Genomic DNA, 23,029 nt, shown 5'->3' on the forward strand with positions numbered 1-23,029 from the left:
TCAGGCTCATATCATTTCCTTAATCTATTGACGTTATTGTCTCAAAATTAAGTGTCCGATGGGATTAGACCAGAACACCCGATGGCTGCATTGAATTAGCCTTTATATTAGGCGATGACATTAAGCGCTTTACCTCAGCAAATGATTACATACTGCAGCCACGCGCCGTGGTACTTGGACAAACGGTTTCGCCTTTCTATATTCAACCAACAGGATATGTCCATACCTTCGCCGCCAGTTTCTTTCCTTATGCTTTTTCCCATTTCGTATCTAAGCCAATAATAAGCCTAAGAAATAAAGAAACATCAATTTATGAATTATTTGCGCATGATGAAGCCGCAGAGCTGGAAGATAATATCATTCGAGCACAGGACACCAAGCAAAGAATTAAGATCTTAGAAGATTTTCTTCTCGCCAAACTGAGTGCCCCACATACCATTGAGAACATTGTAAAAACAACAGTGGACGTTATATTTTCAAAGAATGGCAATGTATCCATTGATGCAATCACCGATTCAAACCCCAATAAAAAACGCCAGTTAGAAAGGAAATTTTTGAACATGGTTGGCGTAAGCCCGAAAAATTTAAGTAAACTTGTGCGCTTACAAACGGCTTTAAAACTAATAATAAGCCAAGAAGACAGCCTTACGAGCATTGCGTACAAAAGCAACTATTATGACCAATCTCACTTTATTAAAGACTTTAAGGAATTCACAGGAGTCAACCCTCGCGATTTTCTCGACGACAAAAGCATGGCGCTTTCTTTGCTTTTCAACAAATAAGCAGATCTGTCGCTTTTTTACAATTTCTTGTTACCACCCTGCTCTATCTTGAAAACCGCTCGCTCAAAGTAATACACGACCATCAACAGCGGCACACTAATCACACAGAATGCTAGCTGTACAGGCAAAACTACAAGGATGAAATAATGCACAGTATCGCATCAATTTTTGAGATCCCAGCAACAGACTTAGATCGTGCGGTAAAATTTTACGGCAGCATTTTTGCTTTAACGATTGAAACCATGGATATGCCAGGGATGAGAATGGGAATATTCCCTTACGAGGATCAAGCTACGGTTGGGGTGATTGTCCAGGGGGAAGGCTACTTGCCGTCTAGCTCAGGCATCACCTTATATCTAAATGCAGGCGAAGACCTTCAACTGGTGCTATCAAAAGTAGAAGCAAATGGCGGAAAAATTCTCGCAGCCAAAACACCACATGCAGACGAAAGCGGTTTCTTCGCATTATTTCTAGACACAGAAGGAAACCGACTTGGTCTGCACTCTCCCAAGTAAAAAAGTTGTATGCTACCCAGCACATTGATATGAAACGGGCGACAAGGCAAAAGCGTATGCCTTGAGCGCTCACACTATCATTGAAAGGTCACGAGTCAGCCAGCGCTCTTTGCTCTGGCTGACGGTTTCTCACAAGTTAATGCAACGTGTCACACCTGATTGCTGGGCAAATTCTTCATCATGACTGACTAAAATAAAGCCACTACGATAATCTTTTAGCGCCTGCGCCAGCATTATTTTTGAATCAAGGTCGAGATGGTTGTCTGGCTCATCAAGTAACAACAGTGGTTGCATTGATTGGTGACTAACAATCAACATTGCAAGTTTCATCTTTTCGCCGCCACTGAGCATGCCGCCAAGGCGAAAAACACTGTCACGTCGAAAGCCAACACCCGCTAGTAGCGTTCGCGCATCACTCTCAGCTATGCCATCACAATGTTGCATCAAGTTATCCAACATCGATAATTCAGGACGAACAGCACCAACATGCTGATCAAGATAATAAAGTGGCGTATTCAGCTGCAGCGCACCTGTTTGTAATGGCACCTCACCTAAAAGGGTTTTCAAAAAAGTCGATTTGCCAGCGCCGTTTTGCCCTATTAGGTGTACCTTATCAGCTGAAAATATCTGTTCGGTGATGGGCTGCTCGCTACCGAACGCCAACCTCCCCTGCACAATAGAAACCACTTTGCGAGCGCGGCTTTGGTTGTCTGCCAAATACAGCTTCTGACTTTTCATTTGCTCTTTTCTTGCGCTCAAGGTCTGCTGTTTTTCTAGCAGGTGAGCTTGGCGCAGTTGCTCACTTTTATTGCGGTTCGAGGCGCGAGCACTGGCTTTGTCTTTTTTGGCATCAAGTAAAATGGATGGCTGACTGCCCTCTTTACGTAACTTGTTGCCTTGCGCGGCTCGTTGCTCTGCTTTTTCTCGATTGCGCTGCGCTTGCTCTAGAAGCTGTTTTTTCTGTTTCTCAATACTGGCTAATTGACGCCCAACCGATTGTAACTCAATGTCTTTTTGTTCAGCGTAAATGTCATAGTTGCCACCAAACACTTGCAAGCCCAATTTAGACAATTCCCACACTTCTTCCATTTCTCGCAGTAATTCACGATCGTGGCTAATGAGCAAAATGGCTCCTTTAAACGCCTGCATCGATTCAATTAACCAATGCTTGCCATGGCGATCAAGATGATTTGACGGTTCATCAAGGATCAACAGCTCAACATCGCTATCCAACAATTGCCACAGCTGTAATTTCGCTAGCTGCCCCCCGCTCAGTTGAGCGCAAGGAAAGTCTGGCGTTGGTGGTAACCCCATGGCGCTAAGTTGCGCACTAAGCCGGGCTGGAAGGTCCCATTCATCGCCAATCAGGTCAAACCAATGTGCTGAGCAATCGCCCAGCTCAATCTGCTTGAGTCCTTGAAGTACATCGTCTTTCGCCAAAAACTGCGCGATAGTAAGTTCGCCAGCAAGTAACTGCGACGGTTGCTGGCGATACACAGCAAACGATGTTGGCAAAGTAACAGTGCCACTCGATGGGGTTAGCTCGCCGCTTAATATTGATGCAAATACCGATTTGCCCACCCCATTGCGGCCGACTAAGCCAACGCGGCGCTTGGTCATTGAGCATGACAATTGTTGAAATAGCGTGTCGCCGTTTTCAAATTGATGACTAATATGGTGAGCTTGTAAAACAGGCATAATTTGCCTCCTGTGTGACAGGGACATAAGCCGTAACTGTATATTTTAGTGATGACAACGATGCCAATGCGCGCAATTAAAATAGCGATTCAATTAATGAACAGAAAATGCAATGGCAACGAAATATCGGAAAGTGAGCTACGCCTACTAACCCTGTAGATCCAAAAATAAAGTAAAAAATGGATAACAGGTTTAGATCTTCATGTTGGCGTAAACTCCTCAAGAAATAGTGGCGTCATACTAGCTAAGCAACAGGATGGGAGTCAAGGGCTACTGTAAGCGCCTGCCAACAACGAGTTAAAACTGACTCAAAATCATGCTTTTGCGCATCATGTTCTATTCCGTTAATTTACAGTAAATATTGTCAAATGAAGAGGACTCCATGACACGAAAAATATTTGTTTTAAGGCACGGCGAAACGCAGTTTAACGCAGAGCAAAAACTGCAAGGCCATTGCAATTCACCATTAACCGCAAAAGGAGCCGCGCAAGCACAGGGTGTTGCTGCCCAGTTAAAAACACATTTAGCAGAGCAGAATTTTACTGTTTATAGCAGCCCGTTGGGCCGCGCAGTTCAAACTGCACACATTATTTGTGAAACACTGAGTTACTGCCCCACTAGAGTCGTGGAAGACCCCCGCTTAAAAGAGTTCTCACTTGGCACTTGGGAGCAACGAACCATACCTAGTTTAACGTTAGAACATCCCACATTACTGGAAAATAATGATTGGTATCTTAACGCGCCACAATCAGAAACCTATGACGCGGTGCAAGCAAGGTTAACTCATTGGCTTTCTGAGATCCCAGAGTCGGATAACGTCGTAGTGGTCAGTCACGGCTTAACCGGAATTGCACTCAGAGGGTTATTATTAGGCTTGAGTTACGAGCAGGCTTGGACACAAGATTTACCCCAAGACGCATTCTTTATTATCGAAAATCAATCTGTAACACGGGTGAATTGCGAAGTGAAAACCACCTAACATGTACAGTCTAGAGCAAATTTGACTGCGTCAGGCTTAAACACATCGGTGGTTACTGAGTGATTAAGCCTCGGCTTAATCTCAGGAGCTAACGCGTAAAAACAAAGTTAAGTGATTAAATACTTTGAACAATCAGGTACTGACCAAACCGCTTTTGAATGATATTATTTTTATCATAAAAAATACCTGCATGAGTGGTGACTTATTGGCACTCGGCATTTCAGTTTTTGGTCGCCACTTTTCGCGTTACGAACTGTTTAGTTTTAAGTGGGTATCCTGTAATTCAACCGCATTTAAATTAATTTGGACATTTAAACATGAGCATTTTAGTTAACGCATATTGTACACACCTTATGCCTCCTTCATTAGCTTTTTCCCATACCCTTCATGGACGACGTGATTTAACCAATCCTGAACTCACTCAGCATTTAAAAGGGTTTCAAGGCTATGTATTGGAAAAAGGCAAAAAGGAAATGACCAAGATTAAATATCATCTCCTTAGGCACATTCAAAGAGTCAATCATCATATTAGCTTTACTATTGAAGAGACTGATTTAGATGCTTTAGCACAATGGTCACTGGCTTCAAATGCCATCCTTTTTCTCAAAGATGGCTCTATTCGTAGTCCAGAGGGGAGCGTCTTATTTACCCCAAATGGTGATCTGCCCGATCCAGCTGTTAACGTCCCCTTTTTACCCGAGAGTTACAAACGTAGAGAGCAAACAGCACATTTCCTAAAACAAGCTAATATTCCTGTCCCTAACCTTCCCCCAATCCCATGTGAGCAAGAGTTATTATTACGGTCTGAAGATGCAATTTATCATCGTGCTATGGCTCTTTTTGTTGTCGCACTTAGAGCGGAGTCTCTTGCAACAGGGGAGCCTATTCAAATTGAGACCCTCAAGGAAAAAATTCCTGACGGATTTATAGATCTTAGCCCTGCTGAAATCGTTTTTCTAGATGGTGAACCAAGTGAAGAAGAGGTCATACAATTTGCTTGGCGCTATGAAGGGGTTGCTTTATTACTTTGGGTACTAGGATTACTACCTGAGCTTGTCTTCCCAAACTCAATTTGCGATGTGCCTAACGTGGCTAAGATAGCCTTTAACTGCGATGCCTTTAAAAAAGATATTAAGTTGAAGCCTATCAATGAAGTATTGGATTGTTTGGATTTGCACTACAGGCTTCATTGGTTATGTAGACAGGCCAGGCTTGATGAAAAAGCACTTCCCTTTGAAGTAGATAGTGGCGTTATTGTAGAGCGTCACTACGCACTAAACTGGCTGATTGGGTTTGAAGGCTCAGAGTGGGATGATGTAGACACACCAACCTAAATTTTAAAACATACTCACTACAAAGCCAGCTAGGTATATACCCAAGCTTCAGTTGATTATTGGCCAACGCAGTAAACAACTGGAGCCTTCGCTAACTCCGTCATGCTTATATCTGCATTGGCTATTCACTTGATATATTACAGGCGTGTTTTTCATGTTTAACGAAAACCTTTACTCCATTTGTCAAAATGATCCCGAAGTACAACAGGCATTAAAGGCACTGGGTAGCTACGATAACCCCTGTTTTGTCCTTGTTTGCAGTAAAGCCAAGCGGCAACAGCTCCACTCTGCTTTTACCTATGGTGCAACATACGCAGAGATGGCACTAACTGAACTTATCGCTTTAGCCCCTAACACACAATTACTTTTAGTTGAGGGGGAGTACAGTGAAATAAAAATCCTTGTTGATGCCACTCTTGAATACTTAAAAGAAAATAACCAGTTAACTTGGATGGCGGTATTTAGACATAACCCAATAGGTCAGCCAAGTGATACTTTACGCTGGAATGTCACGCAGTTGCAGCAGCTTATCGCGGATAACCGACTACACAGTCGTATCGCGTTAAATGATTATACAGATAGACAAAATTGGCCTGGGATTAAACAATACCGAGAATACGATCAGGTTGAGGGAAACGAGCAAAAGCGGCCAAGCCAAACTGCCGAACAACCAAAGGCCAAGCCTAGCCTTTTTAGCCGTATGCTCAGTAAAATATTTTCTCATGCTGCATCCACAGAAAATGAGCATGAAGCCCCCTATTTACAGCAAGCTAACGCGTTGCTGACTTTCCCCCTTAACGACGAGTTAATTGAGGTTGCCCCCTTTATTTACTATCTGCCTGCTGGTGATAAGCTTTGGCACTATGTATTAACAGGTGAAAATGGCGACGCGCTCAGAGAGCAAGATTTATTACTCAATTTAGACCATGTGCTGGTCGCACTGCACGCTAAGCAACATGCGCCAGCATTTTTCCAGCGAATTTGCTGCGCCGTTGCTACGTCAGGTTTCCCTGAGCAAAGTGAAATCCAAGATACGTTAGATTGCATTTTTGAAGGTTTATCCGACAAACTTCTAAAAACGCAAGAGAGCCACCAGCAAAAACAAGGCTGTTATTTACGTATATTGGATATTTTTTATCATTTACTCGATCAAACGCCGTTTAATGAGGCTATTTATGAGCAATTAGTCGAAGATGAAGACACCGCTTGCCTCAACTTTGAAACTTACAAACAACGCTTTATACCGCCAGAGTCTGTCACTGATGAGTTAAACGTGAGACAAGAACAAACTATGACAGAATTGCTCGATGATTTAGAGTCTGTGCATGGACTGGACTACAGCATTTTAAAAAGAATAACCCGACTTCGTAGCGAAACACGCAATGTATGCGACCCCAATTTATGGCAGCTACAAGGGAACCCCAATGAAGGGTTACTGGCGGCCATGATGCTAGCCATGGATAAACATGAAAATGTTCACGACCAACACAGTCAAGCCTTGTTGCAATTAATCGACCAGCATCTACTAAGCGCCATATTGGACAATATATCTGCAGAGCTAAAACCTAAATCTACATTACCAAAAGTCGTTAAAGTTTGGCTCGAACAAGCTGATTTAGAAGCTGTCAACGCAAAGCAAATAGCAGTCGAACTGAGCGCTTGCCTTGAACTTGAAAATAGCCACAAGCAAATACAAAGTGCTCAGCCAAAGTATGAGTTACTATCTAGTATCAGTGATTTTCATATGCTATTAGCCACCTGCTATTGGCGCAGTTTGGCCAACCCAACAAGCTTGACGCAAAGAGTCATCGCGCTTTTTCTAGCGCTAGCCCCACAAGTCACGCTGAGCAACTTCGCGCAGTTTTATTGCAATCGTTACAATGGCTTTGTTACACCAAGGCTGCAACAAGATTTTTATCAGTCACTGCAACATTACAACGTGAGTGAACCTGATTTGTTCGCATTTAAGGTGCGCTATTGCCAACAATACGATATGGCTGAATATTTAGTGTTAATCGCAGCTTATTTTCAATCTGAGCCAGCGCAGCGGCAATATCTTGAACAGGGCATATTACGGCTAAGGCCGATTTGCTATCAGCAATTTTTTGCTGATGTTTGGCGCATGAACCCAAGCTATATATTTACTAGTGCTCACGAATATGTAGATATTTTTCAAGAAATTCACCGTCATGCCCTACGCTGTGATGATGAAGTGTTTGCCACTCACTTTACAAAAGAACAATTACTCTGTGTTGATTATGTCGAGTCTATTGCCAAACAATATCAACTGCCAATAAAACTCACTGCTGCAACACGCGTCATGCCAAGGGATACAAACTTCACCGTTTTGCGCTATCAAAAGGATCATCTTGAACTATTAATCGATTCTCCAAATCGCCCATTTGATCGCAACGACGGATTTCTAAACGTATTAAGTGTCGTCATATTAGCGCCAGATGTTACCGACAAAGCTGTTTTTAGCCTCATCGACCTTCCCCCACTTGGAACGCGCAATGAAGTTATCACTCAATCACTGACGCAATATATCACCGGCAACATCACATTCTCAGATTATCAACATGCAACCAAGAATTATATTGATAGCAAAGTTTACAGCCTCGATATTGAAGGCTATAACCGAGACGTCGGCAACATACTGCCCATCATTTTGACAACACAGGACGCTGCGAAACAATTAAGACTGATCAGCATACTCACTTCCCACCCCGTTAGAGGTAAATATGTGCTCAATGATATTTGCCTTGAGTTATACCTGGATAAGATTTCTCAGGCCGGCCACATCACTCTTGATGAGCGCCATGCAATAAGACGAAAAGATTTAAATGACGCTGCGCAAAAAGAGTTAGCCACATTACAAAAAAAGACCACGAAACAATTAGCAACCTTACACGGCGTAGGAGACGCAATATGTTAGACATGCAAGGAATATTGAAAGAGTATCGCCCGTTACAAATGTTCAGTGTCGATGTATGTGAAAAAAGTGGCGATGAATATATTGAGTACCTCAATGAATATAATTTCACCTGGCAGCCAGAGCCGAAAGATGGTGGCATAGCACAACTATTCACCGGCGAAGAGCCACTGACATTTCATGGTAAGAGAAGTGATCCGTTAGCGGTTAAAGCGCTAAAAGCTAAACTAGGTAATAACCCATTACGATTACCAGTTATCTCATTTTGTTGGGGCCAAGAGCAAAGCATTATGCTCAGCAACAAGATTGCTGATGATATATTTTTCGCCAATCTTAGGTGTCACTCGCACCCCGGCGACGATCATCGATGCCACCAAGCAAACTCGCTCTGGCTACACCGTGTTTTCATTTCATAAAGTGTTTAGCTATGCCCGAGTTGAATCAAGATTAGCCGATGTGCCCGTGGCGCAGCGTTTAATGATCCGCATTCAATTAACGGCTCACAAAAGCATGTATTTAGTGCATCAATCTTTATTAACACGCTGGCAAGCCGCAGGGGTAACTGAGCTTGCCTACGATTTTGACAATCAATCGTTAAATCTTAAACAACTGATCAAGAAAGGGTCTTACACTAGCAGCGCGGGCTATCAAACATTCGATAGCTTGGCTGATTATCAAAAATGTAAATTAACGTGAATGAGTGCTGAATTCTTAAACAAATATCAGCCGCACAGATGCGGCTGATGAGCTATCGAATGGCTTGATTTATGATGCTGCTAATGTCTCTGCCAGCTTTTGAACTGCAACGAGCGCTTGTTGTTTTGACGCGCGATGGCGATCATCATTAAACTCCTGATATTCAGATGCAATTTCATAAAAAGCATCCGCGCCGAGATACGGAGAAAGCTGCTCAATATGGCGCGACAAATGATTGAACTCAGACTTAGCCTCGCCTTTTTTAAAATCAAATTCGCCCCAAGACGCCAACAGCACCACCTGTTTACCACTGAGGATTGGCGCAAGAGGTTGGTCACCACGACCTAAATCGAATGAGAAGGTTTTGTCTACTCTTATCACTAAGTCGAACCAAGCTTTAAGCACCGCAGGCATACCATAATTATACATAGGGCTACTGATCATAATAATGTCAGCTTTGCTCACCTCATCAATTAGCCTATCAGACTGGGCCAGTACGGTGCGCTGCTGCTCACTTAACTCTCCCTTAGCAAAAGCTGCAGCAATAAACGCTTCATCAATAAACATAGGTGGGGTTAAAGACAAGTCGCGATGAGTTACTTCAACTTGATTATACTGCCGCTTAAACTCATCAATAAATGTATCGCCTAACATCCGGCTTATTGACACATGATGCAGCTGAGTTGGATGAAACTTCCTGACACTTGCACTAACATATAGAATATTTTTCATGACACTCTCCTTATTTTGCTGATAGGTGGAGTGTATAAATCACGCCGCACTCGTGACAAATTAGAAAAAGCCAACAATAGATAACTTAAAATTAACTATAGAGACACTATGCTAACGCAAATATCTTCCCTTAATTACCTCAAAACCTTTGTTATTGCGGCGCAGCAATTAAGCTTTAAAGCGGCCGCTAACGCCTTAAACATCTCGCCTACTGCCGTATCACATCAAATTAAGGCACTGGAGTCACAACTTCGTGTCGCGCTATTTCAACGCCATACCCGAGCCGTGTCATTAACCGCAGCCGGTAACAAACTATTGCTCGCCTGCTTAGGAGCATTTAATCAATTAGATGCCACCCTCAACGAACTGCAACACGACAAACGGGATCTGAACTTATCCTGTTGTAACTCATTTGCCGCGCTTTGGTTGACCCCAAAAAGCGTACAAATTAGCACTGCCTTTCCTCGTAACCCATTGAAAATATGTGCCAGTGATAGCCTTATCGACTTTTCACGAGATCAGCATATCGACATGGCATTGCGCTATGGGCCTTCACAACATAATGCATCAGAGCAACGATTGGCAACAGAGCAAATAGCCCTCTATCAATCGGCACAATTAGTCGCTCGAGATGAACGTTTAGGACCGTACCCGCCAGCTCTGTTTGTCACGCAATGGGCTAACGAAAGCATGCTTAAGAATATCCCGTGGCAAAGTCATGTAGATGTATCAGGCTATCGTGTAACCACTGTTGAGCAAGAGTACTTTGTACTGCAAGCTATTATGTCGGGACAAGGTATTGGGCTACTAAGTGATATTCTTGCTAGGACAGCGGTTGAGCAAGGCTGGATTATACCACTAGCAGATTTTACCGCCTTTGAAGGTTATCACTATTGGTTGCGCGTTAACCCTGCTCGTAAAGAGATAGGTGCGGTTCAACAATTTTATCATTGGCTAAAGAATGAGTTTAATTATTATGATTAGGTAACGCTCAAATTTAAGTGGAAAGCTACAATCACTGGGGCATCGAAAACAGCTTGCATTGGGTGTTTGATCCGACGGTGAATGAAGATAGTTGTCAGATTTATCGTGGCAATGGGCAGAAAATTTAGCGTGTGTACGACACTGTTGCTTGATGCAATATTGAAAGGAAAGTCGAATCTAAGCATTCGCTGTAAACAGAAAAAGCATGGATGAAACCGGAACCTGCTGAGCAATTTTTTGCGGCAGGAGTGAAAAATAGGCGCTGATGATCTCGCGCTGTTTTGCATTGAGATCGTAAGTACACCATAAACTCCACGTTCAATTGCTCCCGACCACAATGGTCTAATGCAATTTAGTTTAAAGCGACTTAAAAATAACGACTAACGGGAAAAGACTACTCAAATTGGGTGAAAAAGAGGGGCAAATGACTTCCGAACCGAGTAGACAAAAACCGAGCGCCTCTACAGAATGAGAATCTCGTTTAGTGCACTGATGATACGAGCACAAGAAGAAAACAATAATACGAGACGACGCATGGAAAAAAAATTTTATCGTGTGGCCTTTTTCTCAATACTTCAACGAAACATGTGTGCATTCGCCAACTAAGCCGTATTGAAAGGTACCAACTATGAACTGCGTTGATTTAAAGTCTCAAACTATTTGCTCTGGTGCGACAACGCCGTGCACACCCCACCAAGCTTTGCGTTCACCAATTAAACCAACATGCCACTCTTACGGCGGATGTTTGGGGTGCCAAATCCATACACTGTCTGGATATGGAGGCTGTACCGCCTATGAAGCGCAACCAGAGAAACCCACTTGCTGCCTGCGTATATTAACCGTTGTACATGGCGAACGCTTGCTTTGGCACAATGGTCAAGATCAACCGCTAGAGCTTGAGCGGGGGAAAAGCGTTTTAATATTATCAACGAATAGATTTAATGACGTCTTTATAAGCGGCGGAGAGAGCTATGTTGAGATCGCTGACATTCGATTTGAATGCCGCTATTTAGGTAAAATATATCAGCAAATCCAAGAGGGGCTCAAATATCACACTCTTGATCTTTTAACTAAGAATCGTCCGTGGGTATTTGACACTAGCTTTGATATTCAGCGCTTTCTCAGCCAGTTAGATATCAACGATAGCTCTCTCTCAACTGATGCGACGACTCACTTGTATACCGTATCTCAAGCTTACCAATGCTTGTCGAAATTACTCAACCAGTTAGAAACGGTTCAGCCCAATAGAAAACCAGATGAATGCGCATGTTTATCTACTCGAACCCTGAGAAAAATCCGTAAAGCGCATACCCTGATAGAGGCTAAGCCGGAAAAAAACTGGAGTATCGCCGAGCTATGTAAAGAAGTTGGTACCAATGAAACCAGCTTTAAACGTGGTTTCAAGCTACTATTTGACACCACATTCTCCAAACGTCTACAGCAGACTCGAATGGATAAAGCAGCAAAAGAGTTAGAGTTCTCCGATCAACCTATTATAGATATCGTTTACCAAGTTGGTTATTCCAGCCCATCGCACTTTACCAAACTGTTTAAACAACATTTTGGTCAAAACCCTCTTCAATACCGTAAGTTCCGTCAGCGAGCTGAGTAGTATTCGTCTTTAATTCAAAATCAAAGCCACCCAAAGCACTGTAGCCGGATGGTGTAATTACACTAACGTAAAGATGGACATAACAGACACCCAATGATAACGTTTCTCATTATCATTAATTTATTTGATTATTTATGGCTTACTATCGTCTTCCATTCCATTTAGATCTCATAGAGGAGTCCATCCAGACTAATGGCAACATTGAGTTTAAACACCCAAGATGTGAGTTTTCTCTCAGATGCAACCAGCTCAATGAGCACATCACATTAAGCGAGTTTCATGGCAATTTCTACTCTCCAACTCAGTTAGACACGCTAGATAAGACGGAACATGACTCCGTGACCATTATGCTCAATATGGGCAATGCGGTTTATTATCATATCGATAGCCTATCGACTCCTCGCATACTTCCTAGTCACACATTAGCCTTATGCTATTCAGATGCGCGAACAGGAATGTGTCGCTATCAGCCACAACAGACTCGACTGTTTGCACTTCAAATGCCAAGAGCCGTCTTGATGGAATATCTCGATGTGATGCAAATTGATTCTGATGTTCATGCTAAGCTTCAACATAAAGAGCCGCTGTTGATCATGAAGCCTGCGACAGAGGTATTTACCCGCTTCGCAACTCGCCTGTCTTCACCCTCAGTATCAAATAGCGCCTTACATCACCATTTATCGTATGCCTTTATGGCAGATGCAACTCGCTACTTAATTGTGGATGAAGGAGCACCTCGTACATGGTTCAGCAGTTGCAATAATCTCGAGAAGGCAATAGATATCTTAGACAAGGAATACATCCTGCCGCCTACTATCACTCAGTTAGCTCACCGAATTGGTACCAATGAAACTTCACTTAAACAGTGGTTTCGCAAACAGCTAAACACTACCGTTCATCAATATATTGTACAGCAGCGAATGGCCAGAGCGGCTGAACTGCTCAATGGCAGAACCTTGTCCATCTCACATATAGCGCAAGAGGTGGGCTACGCTAACCACGGCCACTTTGCCGCCGCATTTAAAAAAGAGTTTGGTTGTGCACCCTCCACGTATCTTGCATCGCCAGAGTCCTTTCTTTACCCCATTACATCCTCTCATAAGTGATAGCAACGCTGATAAGTGCGTTTTTACAATTGTCTCTAAACAACAGAAAAACGTCCATTCGCGCATTTTTTTCCCCTGATTGAGTTAGCGCTATAGCGCTGAGATTTATACCATGGCCCTTAGAATCGAAAATAGAAGGATCCCGTAAGATGTACAGGAACAGTTTCTCGCTCACTCCACTTTCACTCGCTATCTTAGCTGCAACCTTGAGCCCAGCTGCTAGTGCAGATGGACATAATCCAGAAGTTATGATTATTGAAGCAACCAAGCAGAACACTTCTTTAGAACGGGTTGATAGCTCAGTGCTAATCAAAACTGGAGAAGAGCTTGAGAAAGCTGGAATCCATGAAGTTAAGGATTTAGAAAAAGCCTTCCCTGGCTTAATAATTCAAACCCGAGGTAACCGTACCTATGCCAATACCACCATACGTGGTGTGAGTTCACCTGATTACTATTCTCCTACCGTCAGTATCTATGTAGATGGCGTGTTGCAAGATAGTGCATTTCTGACCCAGCAATTACTCAACGTAGAACAAGTAGAACTGCTTAGAGGGCCACAAGGTACCCTATATGGTGGCAATGCTCAGGGCGGTATCATCAATATCACCACCAAAAAAGCAACGGATCAAAACTTAGCGTCTGGTGGTGTCACTTACAGCAATCGAAGCAAACAGCTTGATGCCTCATCGGCAGTAGCCATAAGCGATTCAACCTACGCCGATATAGTAATTCGCTCATTAAAAGACGAAGGTAACATTCGCCATATTCCTAGCAACACCGATGACGCTAACGAAAGCAAAGACTTTAGCGGCACGGCCCGATTCCACTATCTGCCTGAGGAATCCCCGCTCGCTGTGACGTTTTCTGTCTCTTCTGCGCACTTAGATAGCCATGAAGAGTGGTATTTGACCCAACAGGAATATGACAATCGAGCCACCAGCCAAGACATTCCAGAACTTAAGCGCGTCGTCAATAGCTATGCACTCCATATAAACTACGACCTAGGCGCAACCCAATTAACCAGTATTACCGCTTACCAAAACCGTAATGTTGATCGTGAATATATCGGCGGAAAATGGGGTGAAGATCAGAATACTTTCAGTCAGGAAGTTCGCGCTAACACCCAATTCAATGATGACCTCTCCACTTTAATTGGCGGGTACTATGAACATCGACACTTTGATGTGAATTCGGGTGCTCAAAACGATATGAAGACCCAAACCTATGCGCTGTTTGGTCAAATGACGAACGTCCTAACCGATAGTATCGACTTGACAGGTGGATTACGCGCTTCACATTTTTCCTCTGAATCAGATTTTAGTGGAAACCCCGCTTGGATGATTGACAGCTATCAATCAGATAAGTCCGAAAACGTTATCTCTCCTAAAGCGGCAATAGGTTGGCAAATCAACCAAGACTCAAGAGTGTTCGCCTCATTGGCCAGTGGCTACCGACCAGGCGGTTTTAGCCCTGTACCACGGAGCTCTGGCGATGAAAATGGTTATTCAGCAGAAAAGTCTCTCAATGGAGAATTGGGATGGCGAACTAACTTAGCCGATAACACTGTTCGGTTCAGCGGGGCTCTGTACTGGATCGACACCAAAGATATTCAGCTTTACAGCGGAACCCCAGGTAATCAAGTTCTTAGAAACATGGGCGATGCCCAAAGCCGAGGCGTTGAGCTGGATCTGGCTTACTACCCTACTGATGATTTGACTCTGACACTGGGCGCAACATTTGGCCAGTCTACGTTCGAATCAGGTAATGACAAGATTGAAGGTAAAACACTGCCCTATGCACCAGATACAACGGCAGTGGCTGGTATTGAATACTACCTACCACAGTCATGGTTAGCTGGTGAGCTGTCTATCGCCACCAATGCACGCTATACATCAAAAATATTCTTTGATGAAAGTAATACTCTGGCACAAGACAGTTACACTCTTATCGACTTAGCGGTGCAATACGCTATGAATGACAATATCTCTTTCCGAGTGTTTAGCAACAACCTAACCGACAAAGAATACACCACCTATGCCTATAGCTTTGGTAACACGCGTTTCAACAACTATGGTTCAGAGCGAGAAGTTGGTGTGAATATGAAGTTAGAGTGGTAATCTCATGAACACTTCTCAAACATCGCTAGGTGTTAAACCTCTACTCGTTATTCTTGCTGGCGTATACACAATACAAAGCCTTGTTGGGATGTTTACACTGCAGGGTTTGCCTGCAGTGTTGCGCTCTGAAGGTATTTCGACTTCCCAAATCGGCTTGTTCTATTTAGCATTGCTGCCATGGGCGTTCAAGTTCCTTTGGGCACCATACATTGAAGCGAGAAGAAAGTGTAACGGGTTTATCAGCCATGGCCGATTCATTGGGCTTGCTCAATTAGCAATCGTCTTGATCCTCGCGGGGTTGGCTCTTAGTTCAGCAATAACGCAACCGGCTCTTTTATTCGTTGGTTTACTTTCATTGGCTTTGCTTTCAACAATTGCCGATATCAGTACCGATGGCTTAGCGGTCGACCAGTTACCCAAACACAGCCGTTACTTAGGCAATGTTATGCAAGTCGGCGGTGCCTATATTGGCGCTCTATTTGGGGGCGGACTTTTCATCTATTTGATGGGGGCATATCAATGGCAAACAGCGCTGTTTGTTTTGATGGCGTTAATTGTTTTAATGTCATTGCCAACCAGTATATTGTTGAAGAAAAACCTTCCTGCAATCGAGGTTCCTTGCGAACAGCGCCCTTCTTTACGTCAAGCGTGGAATAGTCCGAGCGTACGTTTTGGCTTACTGGTGGTCGTGCTATGCCAGATAGGAACGCGAGGCGTACAGTCAATGTTAATGCCTTACCTCATTGATCAAGGGCTACAATTGACAGACCTCGGTTTGCTAGCGGCTGGAGGTGGTGCGCTCACTGGGCTGTTCGGTGTACTCGTTAGCGCAGTCTTGATGAAGCGCTTATCCCCTAGCACTATGTTACTCGCTTGCTTAGGTCTAGAAGCCGTGATTTTTTTAGGCTTCTACCTTGATACTTTAGCTCTCTTCAGCGGAACATTGGGGTTACAAATCCTATTTGTACTGAGCTCCGTTGTTGTTGCCGCAAAGTTTGTCGCCCTCTACACACTTATGATGGGCTGGGCCTATGGCAAACAGGCAGGCGTCGATTTCACCCTATTCCAATCAGCAGATATGGCCGTTACCATCGTTATGGCTCTTATCAGCGGTAGTGTCATTTCCACATTGGGTTATTCAGTTCACTACGCCATTGCGATTATTGCTTCGGTAACGGCTTTCGGACTAGGCCTACTTCACATCTCATTACCAAGATCACCACCCCAACCACAAGTCATTTAATTCTGTATCGCCCATCGAGTCAGGTGGGCACATTCACCCTCTCAAGTCGGTTGCACCAATCGGTGTGGCATAGGGAGGCTTTACCTAAAATTAATTAAAGTAAGATTTCTAATTATGTCCAATAACACTGATTTAATTGTCCAGTTTGAACAGGCGCTTTGCGACACTTACGCACTCCCCCATTCCGCACTCAATGACCAAGACAACATGTTCGCTCTGGGTGTAGATTCCATGTTTCTTATGCGTATAGTGAATCAGTTTAGACGGTTAGGATGCAAGGTCAGCCTCAAACAGCTTTACCAGCAAGCCACATTGGGTGAAATGCGAACTCTGCTCGGTTCATATACCACAACGGACAACGCCAACTCTCTTGCGCCAAAAGCCCCCACTTCACCCTACCCATGCATGACGGATGGTCAGCCATTCCCAATGACCCCTGTTCAGCACGCCTACTATGTGGGTCGTTCACCAAATCAACCTTTGGGCGGCAATGGTTGCCACCTCTATCAAGAGTTTGATGCGGATAAACTTGACCCTGACCATCTAGAACAAGCGTTAAACACGCTATTAGAGCGTCATCCTATGTTAAGGGTGGCATTTCAAAATGATGGCATGCAATGCTGGCTTGCGCCCAATACTTCACTTAAAGTGATTCGCCACAACTTAACAACCGCCACCGAAGAGGAAGTAGAAAACAAACTGCTCGACCTAAGAGCTCAGCTAAGCCACCGTCCATTAGATGTCCAGAATGCTCAAACAATAGAGTTCCACTGCTCTTTGCTGCCCCAAAATCATTGCCGAGTTCACGCCAGCATAGATTTGCTCGTCATGGACGCAGCGAGCTTTAGTCTGTTTTTCAATGAACTGTCACTGCTACTCCAAGGCATGCAGTTACCACCTTTAACTAAGCATTACGATTTTTGCAGCTATCTCGCTCAAGAAAAAACCGAACTTTCAGCTTCGCGTCAAGCCGCTGCAACGTTTTGGGCCGCGCAAATTGACTCATTACCCACCGCCCCCAAACTGCCCCTAGCCCAAGAACCAAACCAGATCGTTAAGCCGCAGTTTCACCGCCGCAGCCACATTCTAAACCAACAACAATGGGCGGCATTTCAACATCATGCTTCAACGCATAAGATAACTCCAACCATGGCGTTAGCGACTGCTTATTCTGCGGTGCTTTCTCGATGGAGCGGTCAAACTGACCTTTTGCTTAATTTAACCTTATTTGATTGCCACCCATTTAATGATGATGTGCAACACCTGCTGGCGGACTTTACCAACATTCTACTACTCGATATGCATCTAGAAGAGAAGAGCATGGTCGAGTTAGCACAGGCGCATCAACAACGTTTCGCCGATATTTACGAACACCGCCATCACTCCGGAGTTGAAGTTCTTCGTCAACTCAAAAAGCAGGGTTCTCATCCCCATGCCGCACCAATCGTCTTTACCAGTAACCTAAACCGCAGTCTGTTTGGCGATGACCTCGCCTCTCCTTTGGGCCAACCTGGTTGGGGAATTTCACAAACACCTCAGGTCTGGCTGGATTTTGTTGCTTCTAAGCATCAAGACGGCATCATGCTGCAATGGGATAGTGTTGATGCCCTATTCCCAGTCGGTTTCATCGACACCCTATTTACGGCGTTTATCCACTGTATTGAACACTTAGTTAATGATAACGCCAATTGGGAAGAGCCGTTACCTGATCTCTTACCTGAGCAACAAAAGCAGCAGAGAAGAAGTCGAACGCCTGCATCTACCAAGCTACCAGATGGTCTGCTTCATGACCGTATATTTGCTTATGCAGATCATGACCCCGATAGACTCGCTATGGTGCATGACGAGCAAATGTTTAGCTTTGAGGCACTGACCTATCGTGCCAAATGCTTAGCTAATATATTAATCAACGCCGGTTTAGAAAAAGGGGAACGCGTTGCTATCAGTATGGAAAAGGGGCCCGGACAAATCATTGCCGCACTTGCGATATTATACGCTGGGGGCATCTATGTCCCTATCGCTCCGGAACAACCCATTCTCCGTCGGCAAGTGATAATCGATAGCGCAAACATCCGCTTTGTGCTGCGCTGTCAAACAACACTTTCGCACTACGAGTGGACATCGGCAATTCATTTCGATTGGCAAGATGCAAGCCACTCACCGTTACAATCTTCGCCGCATAAATGCACACCAGCAGACACGGCTTACATTATTTATACCTCTGGTTCTACTGGTTCGCCAAAAGGTGTCGTGATTTCACATCTATCGGCACTGAACACATGCATCGATATCAACCAACGCCATCAGATAAACGAAAACGATCGCGTTTTAGCCTTATCAGCACTGCACTTTGACCTCTCGGTATATGACATATTCGGAGTTCTTTCAGCCGGTGGGGCGTTAGTCATTCCGCTCGAAACACAACGCCGAGACCCTATGGCTTGGTCTACTCTAATCGATAGTCATAAAGTCACGCTGTGGAACACGGTACCAGCTTTGTTTGACATGCTTTTAACGTACTGTGAAGGCATGTCACTCAACACGCCAGCCCACCTTAATACCGTATTGCTTTCTGGGGACTGGGTCGACTTGTCCCTCCCCGGGCGTTACCGAAAATTCCAACCACAAGGCACCTTTAGCGCAATGGGTGGCGCAACCGAAGCAGCCATCTGGTCTAACGAATATTGGGTCCAACAGGTCGCGGATCATTGGCGATCAATTCCGTATGGTTACCCATTAGCCAATCAAGCATATCGTGTAGTCGATACCGCTGGTCGTGACTGTCCTGACTGGGTAGTTGGAGAGCTGTGGATTGGCGGTGCGGGCGTAGCGCAAGGCTACTGGAACGACCCCGAGCGTACCGCTGCGCAATTTGTCGAGGATAAGGACCCGATTACGGGTCAACATCAGCGATGGTATCGAACCGGAGATATGGGCTGCTATTGGCCAGGTGGCACACTAGAGTTTCTCGGACGTCAAGACACCCAAGTAAAAGTCGGCGGTTACCGAATAGAACTAGGTGATATTGACGCAGCACTTAACCGAATAGATGGCGTACGCCATGGCGTTAGCCTGGCCTTGAACACTCGCGGCGGAAAAGATCGCCAGTTGGAAGTCTTTGTCGTCACAGAAGGCGATTTGCTGTACGAAGTTGCAACACCTGCTGCCAATCTTCCTAGCAGTTATAAGGACCTGTTTCCCACCAATAGTGCCTCAACTCACCAACTTAAGACAGACCAAGTGGCTTGTTTCCTCCAGAGCCATCTTTTTGCCACCATATCGACTAATCAAGATCCATGTTCACTCGAAACATGGTCTCATTCCTACGGAGTCATTGAAGCCTATCAACCACTATTTTCCCAGTGGTGGGCATTACTTTGCCAACATGGTTTGGCGACACAATTAGCAGGCGGTTATCAACTAAAATCACCTGTCACTGCGTATCCTAATGGGTTTGAAACGGCTGCAGATTTCATTCAAGCAAGTGAATTGCTCAAAGGGATAATGATCGGAGACACATCTGCAAGCGCGTTGTTAGATAGCCCGCTATCACCAGAAGCACTGTTAACTCAAAATCCTGCTTTCCAGGCTCAAATCATCGCGATTTCAAAAGCAGTATCTCAGTTATCAGATCAACTTGGTCGCCCTGTCATCCTTGCCGAGTTCGACTCGAGGAGCGGACGTGTCGCCGAAGCATTACTGGATGTATGCGGCCCAGAGACTGTCGAATATCATGCAATTGATGCCTCTTTGTCTTTGGTTCAATCGGCCACAGATAGATTGAGTCGTTTCTCACACGCTCACACTCATCACTGGGATGGTATCGCTCAGCACCCGTTGTGTGCAAAATGCGATATCGTGCTAGTCAACAATGTCCTTCACCGAGTGACAAAGCCACAAAACGTTCTCTGCAACGCCCAGAAACTGGCCACTTCGCAAGGGCTAATGATCGTACTGGAAATATCAACACTTGAAGATGGCGCGCTCGTCAGCGCTCAAGTCATACAACCTGGGTTGTCTACACTGCCAACGCAAAGCGAACTGCTATCTCTGTTCGAAAGCCACGCACTGCACGTAGAACATACCTTAGACCATTCGCCCTTTATCGGGTATGTCCTGCGTAACCAATCGCCAGTACTCATTGCCAATAGTGAGCGCCTAAAGGCTAAACTGAGCGAACATATACCACCATATATGCTGCCCAAGCGTATTCACTTCTTGACGTCTCTTCCATTGAGCGCAAACGGAAAAGTAGATCGCAAACAGTTGTCACAACATGGTGCGCCTGCCAATGAGGAATCACCGCTGGATTCACCCCTACAAACAGACAACGAACGCATTTTGGCCCAAGTGTGGCGCTCACTTTTCCCTAAGCAAGCTATAAACCGCTCTAGCGATTTCTTCCTATTGGGGGGAGACAGCTTGATGGCGACGCGCTGCATCGGTGAACTGAAAAAACTTGGTTATATCGGCGATCTTACCGATCTCTTCACTCACACTAGCTTAGAAAGCTTTGCTCTAAAACTATCGCCGACTAAGGTTCAAGAGCAGATTGAGAAGTTAATACCAAACCCAGAAGACCGCTATAGACCGTTCCCTATGAACGAAGTCCAACAAGCGTATTGGATTGGTCGTCAATCTGGTTTTGCTCTCGGTGAAACAAGCGCCCAATTTTTTGTCGAATTCCGCGTCGCCAAGTTTGATGCCTCACGCTTCAACCGTGCCATCAATTGTTTGATAGAGCGTCATGATGCGTTAAGAACAGTGATACGTAATCACCTGCAGCAAGTGTTAATTTATGTCCCAACCTTTTCCATTCGCTGCCATTCCTTTGCCGATATTGATTGTGAGCAAGCCAACATGCTCCGTACCGAGTTATCTCACCGAGTTAATGATCCCGCGTTTTGGCCATTATTCACCGCGGAAGCGATTGTATCGCCCAATCAGAGTGATGCGCGACTGTGTATCGGATTAGACAACATGATGCTCGATGGATTGAGTATGCAGATTTTCTTCTCAGAATTAGAAGCGCTGTATCTAAATCCAAAAGTGACGTTACCTGAACTTGAGCTTACATTCCGTGATGTTATCCAATGGCAGCTAGCACACCGATCTGCTCATGCGGAGCAACAAGCAAAAAGCTATTGGCAAGCTCAGTTGAAAGCGCTGCCTGCAGCTCCAGCGCTACCTTTACAAGCGGATCCGGCAACCTTATCTCGCACAAGGTTTATCCGAGCTTCCGAGACCTTGTCAGCCAATGAATGGCAAGCGCTGAAAACACAAGCAAGCCAACATCAACTCACTCCTTCACTCATTTTAATGGGCGCTTACGCAGCTACCTTAGCGACATGGGGACGTCAGTCATCGTTGACTCTGAACTTAACTCTGTTTGATCGCCCTGATGTACATCCTCAGATTGGCCAAGTGTTAGGTGACTTCACCACGCTACTATTATTAGCTTGGCATAATGATTCTAGCTGGCTCAATAGTCTTAAGCGTTTGCAGAACCAATTAGCCCAGGACTTAAAACATAACAAAGTGTCGGCAGTTTGGGTGATGAGAGAACTAGCTAAACAACAGCAATTGTCTAACGCTAGTATGCCGGTGGTTTTTACCAGTGCGCTTGGTACATCAGATGGCAACTTTTTGTCTAACAAAGGGTTGCTAAAGCCTGCTTGGGGCATCTCTCAGACACCGCAAGTTTGGCTCGATCATCAGGTGTACGAATCAGAAGGCCAACTGTGTTTGAACTGGGATGCGGTGGAAGCATTACTACCTCAACCCCTGCTTGAACAAATGTTTGGTCAATATATTGAGCTACTCAAAACATTGGCTAACCAACCCCAGAGTTGGTCTCAAACGCTTGTTCAACTGATCTCTGGCGATACCAAATCACTCCCATCATCTGTTGCGATTTCCACCACTCAACGCCTTGCGCCCCAGTCAATGCAACGGCAGGGTGCACCAGAAGAAATTCAACGGATTCAGGCAGCATTTCAGCAGGTTGTCTCAACGCCGATTGGTGAAGACGACAACTTTTTTGATGCAGGAGCCAGTTCATTACAGCTAATACAACTTCATGGACTACTAACCCAACAAGGCGACACACTCTCAGTGACGGATCTGTTTACCTATCCTTCACCCGCCTTACTTGCAAGTTCATATCTAATGTCGGTAGAGAAAACCGAGCCAAATACCGACCGAGAACAACGCCAGCAGAGACAAGCTCTGCGCAAACTAGCACGCCGAAAACGCGTTAACTAAAGACTATCGCAAGGTGAACTCAACGCTGGGCTCAC

15 protein-coding genes and 2 pseudogenes are annotated in these 23,029 nt (G+C 44.8%); 15 read left to right on the plus strand and 2 right to left on the minus strand.

The window, feature by feature from the left end; translation table 11 throughout:
- Nucleotides 1-86: 86 nt before the first annotated feature.
- The 3 genes and pseudogenes from Q4519_RS22390 to Q4519_RS05210 all read left to right on the plus strand — a co-directional run.
- Nucleotides 87-290 (plus strand): annotated as a pseudogene (locus tag Q4519_RS22390) (DUF6597 domain-containing transcriptional factor); the annotation flags it as partial.
- A gap of 171 nt (nt 291-461) precedes the next feature.
- Entirely contained in the window at nt 462-782 is a 321-nt protein-coding gene (locus Q4519_RS22395) for a helix-turn-helix transcriptional regulator (RefSeq protein WP_336623437.1), read from the plus strand.
- Between the two features lie 146 nt (nt 783-928).
- Nucleotides 929-1,297: a VOC family protein gene (locus Q4519_RS05210; protein WP_303510313.1), complete on the plus strand. Its 369-nt coding sequence runs from the start codon at nt 929-931 to the stop codon at nt 1,295-1,297.
- Nucleotides 1,298-1,426: 129 nt separating this feature from the next.
- On the opposite strand, the gene Q4519_RS05215 is transcribed toward Q4519_RS05210, so the two are convergent.
- Entirely contained in the window at nt 1,427-2,995 is a 1,569-nt protein-coding gene (locus Q4519_RS05215; RefSeq protein WP_303510316.1) for an ABC-F family ATP-binding cassette domain-containing protein, read from the minus strand.
- 382 nt (nt 2,996-3,377) lie between these two features.
- Between Q4519_RS05215 and Q4519_RS05220 the strand changes: the two genes are divergently transcribed.
- The 5 genes from Q4519_RS05220 (at nt 3,378) to Q4519_RS05240 (ending at nt 8,936) form a co-directional block, all read left to right on the plus strand.
- Nucleotides 3,378-3,974: a histidine phosphatase family protein gene (locus Q4519_RS05220; protein WP_232801196.1), complete on the plus strand. Its 597-nt coding sequence runs from the start codon at nt 3,378-3,380 to the stop codon at nt 3,972-3,974.
- Nucleotides 3,975-4,291: 317 nt separating this feature from the next.
- Nucleotides 4,292-5,308, plus strand: coding sequence for a DUF4272 domain-containing protein (locus tag Q4519_RS05225; RefSeq protein WP_303510323.1), 1,017 nt, complete (start codon nt 4,292-4,294; stop codon nt 5,306-5,308).
- A gap of 154 nt (nt 5,309-5,462) precedes the next feature.
- Entirely contained in the window at nt 5,463-8,243 is a 2,781-nt protein-coding gene (locus Q4519_RS05230) for a hypothetical protein (protein WP_303510326.1), read from the plus strand.
- Nucleotides 8,237-8,656, plus strand: coding sequence for a hypothetical protein (locus tag Q4519_RS05235; protein ID WP_303510329.1), 420 nt, complete (start codon nt 8,237-8,239; stop codon nt 8,654-8,656). The genes Q4519_RS05230 and Q4519_RS05235 overlap by 7 nt, the downstream gene beginning before the upstream one ends.
- Nucleotides 8,640-8,936 carry a hypothetical protein gene (locus Q4519_RS05240; RefSeq protein WP_303510332.1) on the plus strand — a complete coding sequence of 99 codons (297 nt, stop codon included), beginning with the start codon at nt 8,640-8,642 and terminating at the stop codon, nt 8,934-8,936. Before Q4519_RS05235 ends, Q4519_RS05240 begins: the two co-directional genes overlap by 17 nt.
- A gap of 69 nt (nt 8,937-9,005) precedes the next feature.
- Here Q4519_RS05240 and Q4519_RS05245 read toward each other — a convergent pair whose 3' ends face one another.
- Nucleotides 9,006-9,668: an FMN-dependent NADH-azoreductase gene (locus Q4519_RS05245; protein ID WP_303510334.1), complete on the minus strand. Its 663-nt coding sequence runs from the start codon at nt 9,666-9,668 to the stop codon at nt 9,006-9,008.
- 108 nt (nt 9,669-9,776) lie between these two features.
- Here Q4519_RS05245 and Q4519_RS05250 point away from each other — a divergent pair, with 108 nt between their 5' ends.
- The 7 genes and pseudogenes from Q4519_RS05250 (at nt 9,777) to Q4519_RS05280 (ending at nt 22,994) form a co-directional block, all read left to right on the plus strand.
- Nucleotides 9,777-10,652 (plus strand): LysR family transcriptional regulator, encoded by an 876-nt coding sequence (locus Q4519_RS05250; protein ID WP_303510337.1) that lies wholly within the window; start codon nt 9,777-9,779, stop codon nt 10,650-10,652.
- A 32-nt stretch (nt 10,653-10,684) separates the two neighbouring features.
- Nucleotides 10,685-10,794 (plus strand): annotated as a pseudogene (locus Q4519_RS05255) (ISAs1 family transposase); the annotation flags it as partial.
- A gap of 603 nt (nt 10,795-11,397) precedes the next feature.
- Nucleotides 11,398-12,264 (plus strand): helix-turn-helix transcriptional regulator, encoded by an 867-nt coding sequence (locus Q4519_RS05260; RefSeq protein WP_303510340.1) that lies wholly within the window; start codon nt 11,398-11,400, stop codon nt 12,262-12,264.
- A 134-nt stretch (nt 12,265-12,398) separates the two neighbouring features.
- The gene (locus tag Q4519_RS05265; RefSeq protein WP_303510342.1) at nt 12,399-13,370 is read left to right on the plus strand and encodes an AraC family transcriptional regulator; all 972 of its coding nucleotides are present in this window, start codon (nt 12,399-12,401) and stop codon (nt 13,368-13,370) included.
- Between the two features lie 149 nt (nt 13,371-13,519).
- Nucleotides 13,520-15,487, plus strand: a complete 1,968-nt coding sequence (locus Q4519_RS05270) for a TonB-dependent receptor (RefSeq protein ID WP_303510345.1) — start codon at nt 13,520-13,522, stop codon at nt 15,485-15,487.
- 4 nt (nt 15,488-15,491) lie between these two features.
- Nucleotides 15,492-16,730, plus strand: coding sequence for an MFS transporter (locus tag Q4519_RS05275; RefSeq protein WP_303510348.1), 1,239 nt, complete (start codon nt 15,492-15,494; stop codon nt 16,728-16,730).
- Nucleotides 16,731-16,844: 114 nt separating this feature from the next.
- Nucleotides 16,845-22,994, plus strand: a complete 6,150-nt coding sequence (locus Q4519_RS05280; protein WP_303510391.1) for a non-ribosomal peptide synthetase — start codon at nt 16,845-16,847, stop codon at nt 22,992-22,994.
- Nucleotides 22,995-23,029 lie beyond the last annotated feature (35 nt).

This window comes from Motilimonas sp. 1_MG-2023 (genome assembly GCF_030547455.1).
Taxonomy (GTDB): Bacteria; Pseudomonadota; Gammaproteobacteria; order Enterobacterales; family CBDFNC01; genus Motilimonas.

What these genes read in the sequence shown, in the direction of transcription:
- Q4519_RS05210 (WP_303510313.1), top strand. Translation starts at nt 929, where the DNA reads ATGCACAGTATCGCATCAATTTTTGAGATCCCAGCAACAGACTTAGAT.
- Q4519_RS05215 (WP_303510316.1), bottom strand. Translation starts at nt 2,995, where the DNA reads ATGCCTGTTTTACAAGCTCACCATATTAGTCATCAATTTGAAAACGGC.
- Q4519_RS05220 (WP_232801196.1), top strand. Translation starts at nt 3,378, where the DNA reads ATGACACGAAAAATATTTGTTTTAAGGCACGGCGAAACGCAGTTTAAC.
- Q4519_RS05225 (WP_303510323.1), top strand. Translation starts at nt 4,292, where the DNA reads ATGAGCATTTTAGTTAACGCATATTGTACACACCTTATGCCTCCTTCA.
- Q4519_RS05230 (WP_303510326.1), top strand. Translation starts at nt 5,463, where the DNA reads ATGTTTAACGAAAACCTTTACTCCATTTGTCAAAATGATCCCGAAGTA.
- Q4519_RS05235 (WP_303510329.1), top strand. Translation starts at nt 8,237, where the DNA reads ATGTTAGACATGCAAGGAATATTGAAAGAGTATCGCCCGTTACAAATG.
- Q4519_RS05245 (WP_303510334.1), bottom strand. Translation starts at nt 9,668, where the DNA reads ATGAAAAATATTCTATATGTTAGTGCAAGTGTCAGGAAGTTTCATCCA.
- Q4519_RS05250 (WP_303510337.1), top strand. Translation starts at nt 9,777, where the DNA reads ATGCTAACGCAAATATCTTCCCTTAATTACCTCAAAACCTTTGTTATT.
- Q4519_RS05265 (WP_303510342.1), top strand. Translation starts at nt 12,399, where the DNA reads ATGGCTTACTATCGTCTTCCATTCCATTTAGATCTCATAGAGGAGTCC.
- Q4519_RS05270 (WP_303510345.1), top strand. Translation starts at nt 13,520, where the DNA reads ATGTACAGGAACAGTTTCTCGCTCACTCCACTTTCACTCGCTATCTTA.
- Q4519_RS05275 (WP_303510348.1), top strand. Translation starts at nt 15,492, where the DNA reads ATGAACACTTCTCAAACATCGCTAGGTGTTAAACCTCTACTCGTTATT.
- Q4519_RS05280 (WP_303510391.1), top strand. Translation starts at nt 16,845, where the DNA reads ATGTCCAATAACACTGATTTAATTGTCCAGTTTGAACAGGCGCTTTGC.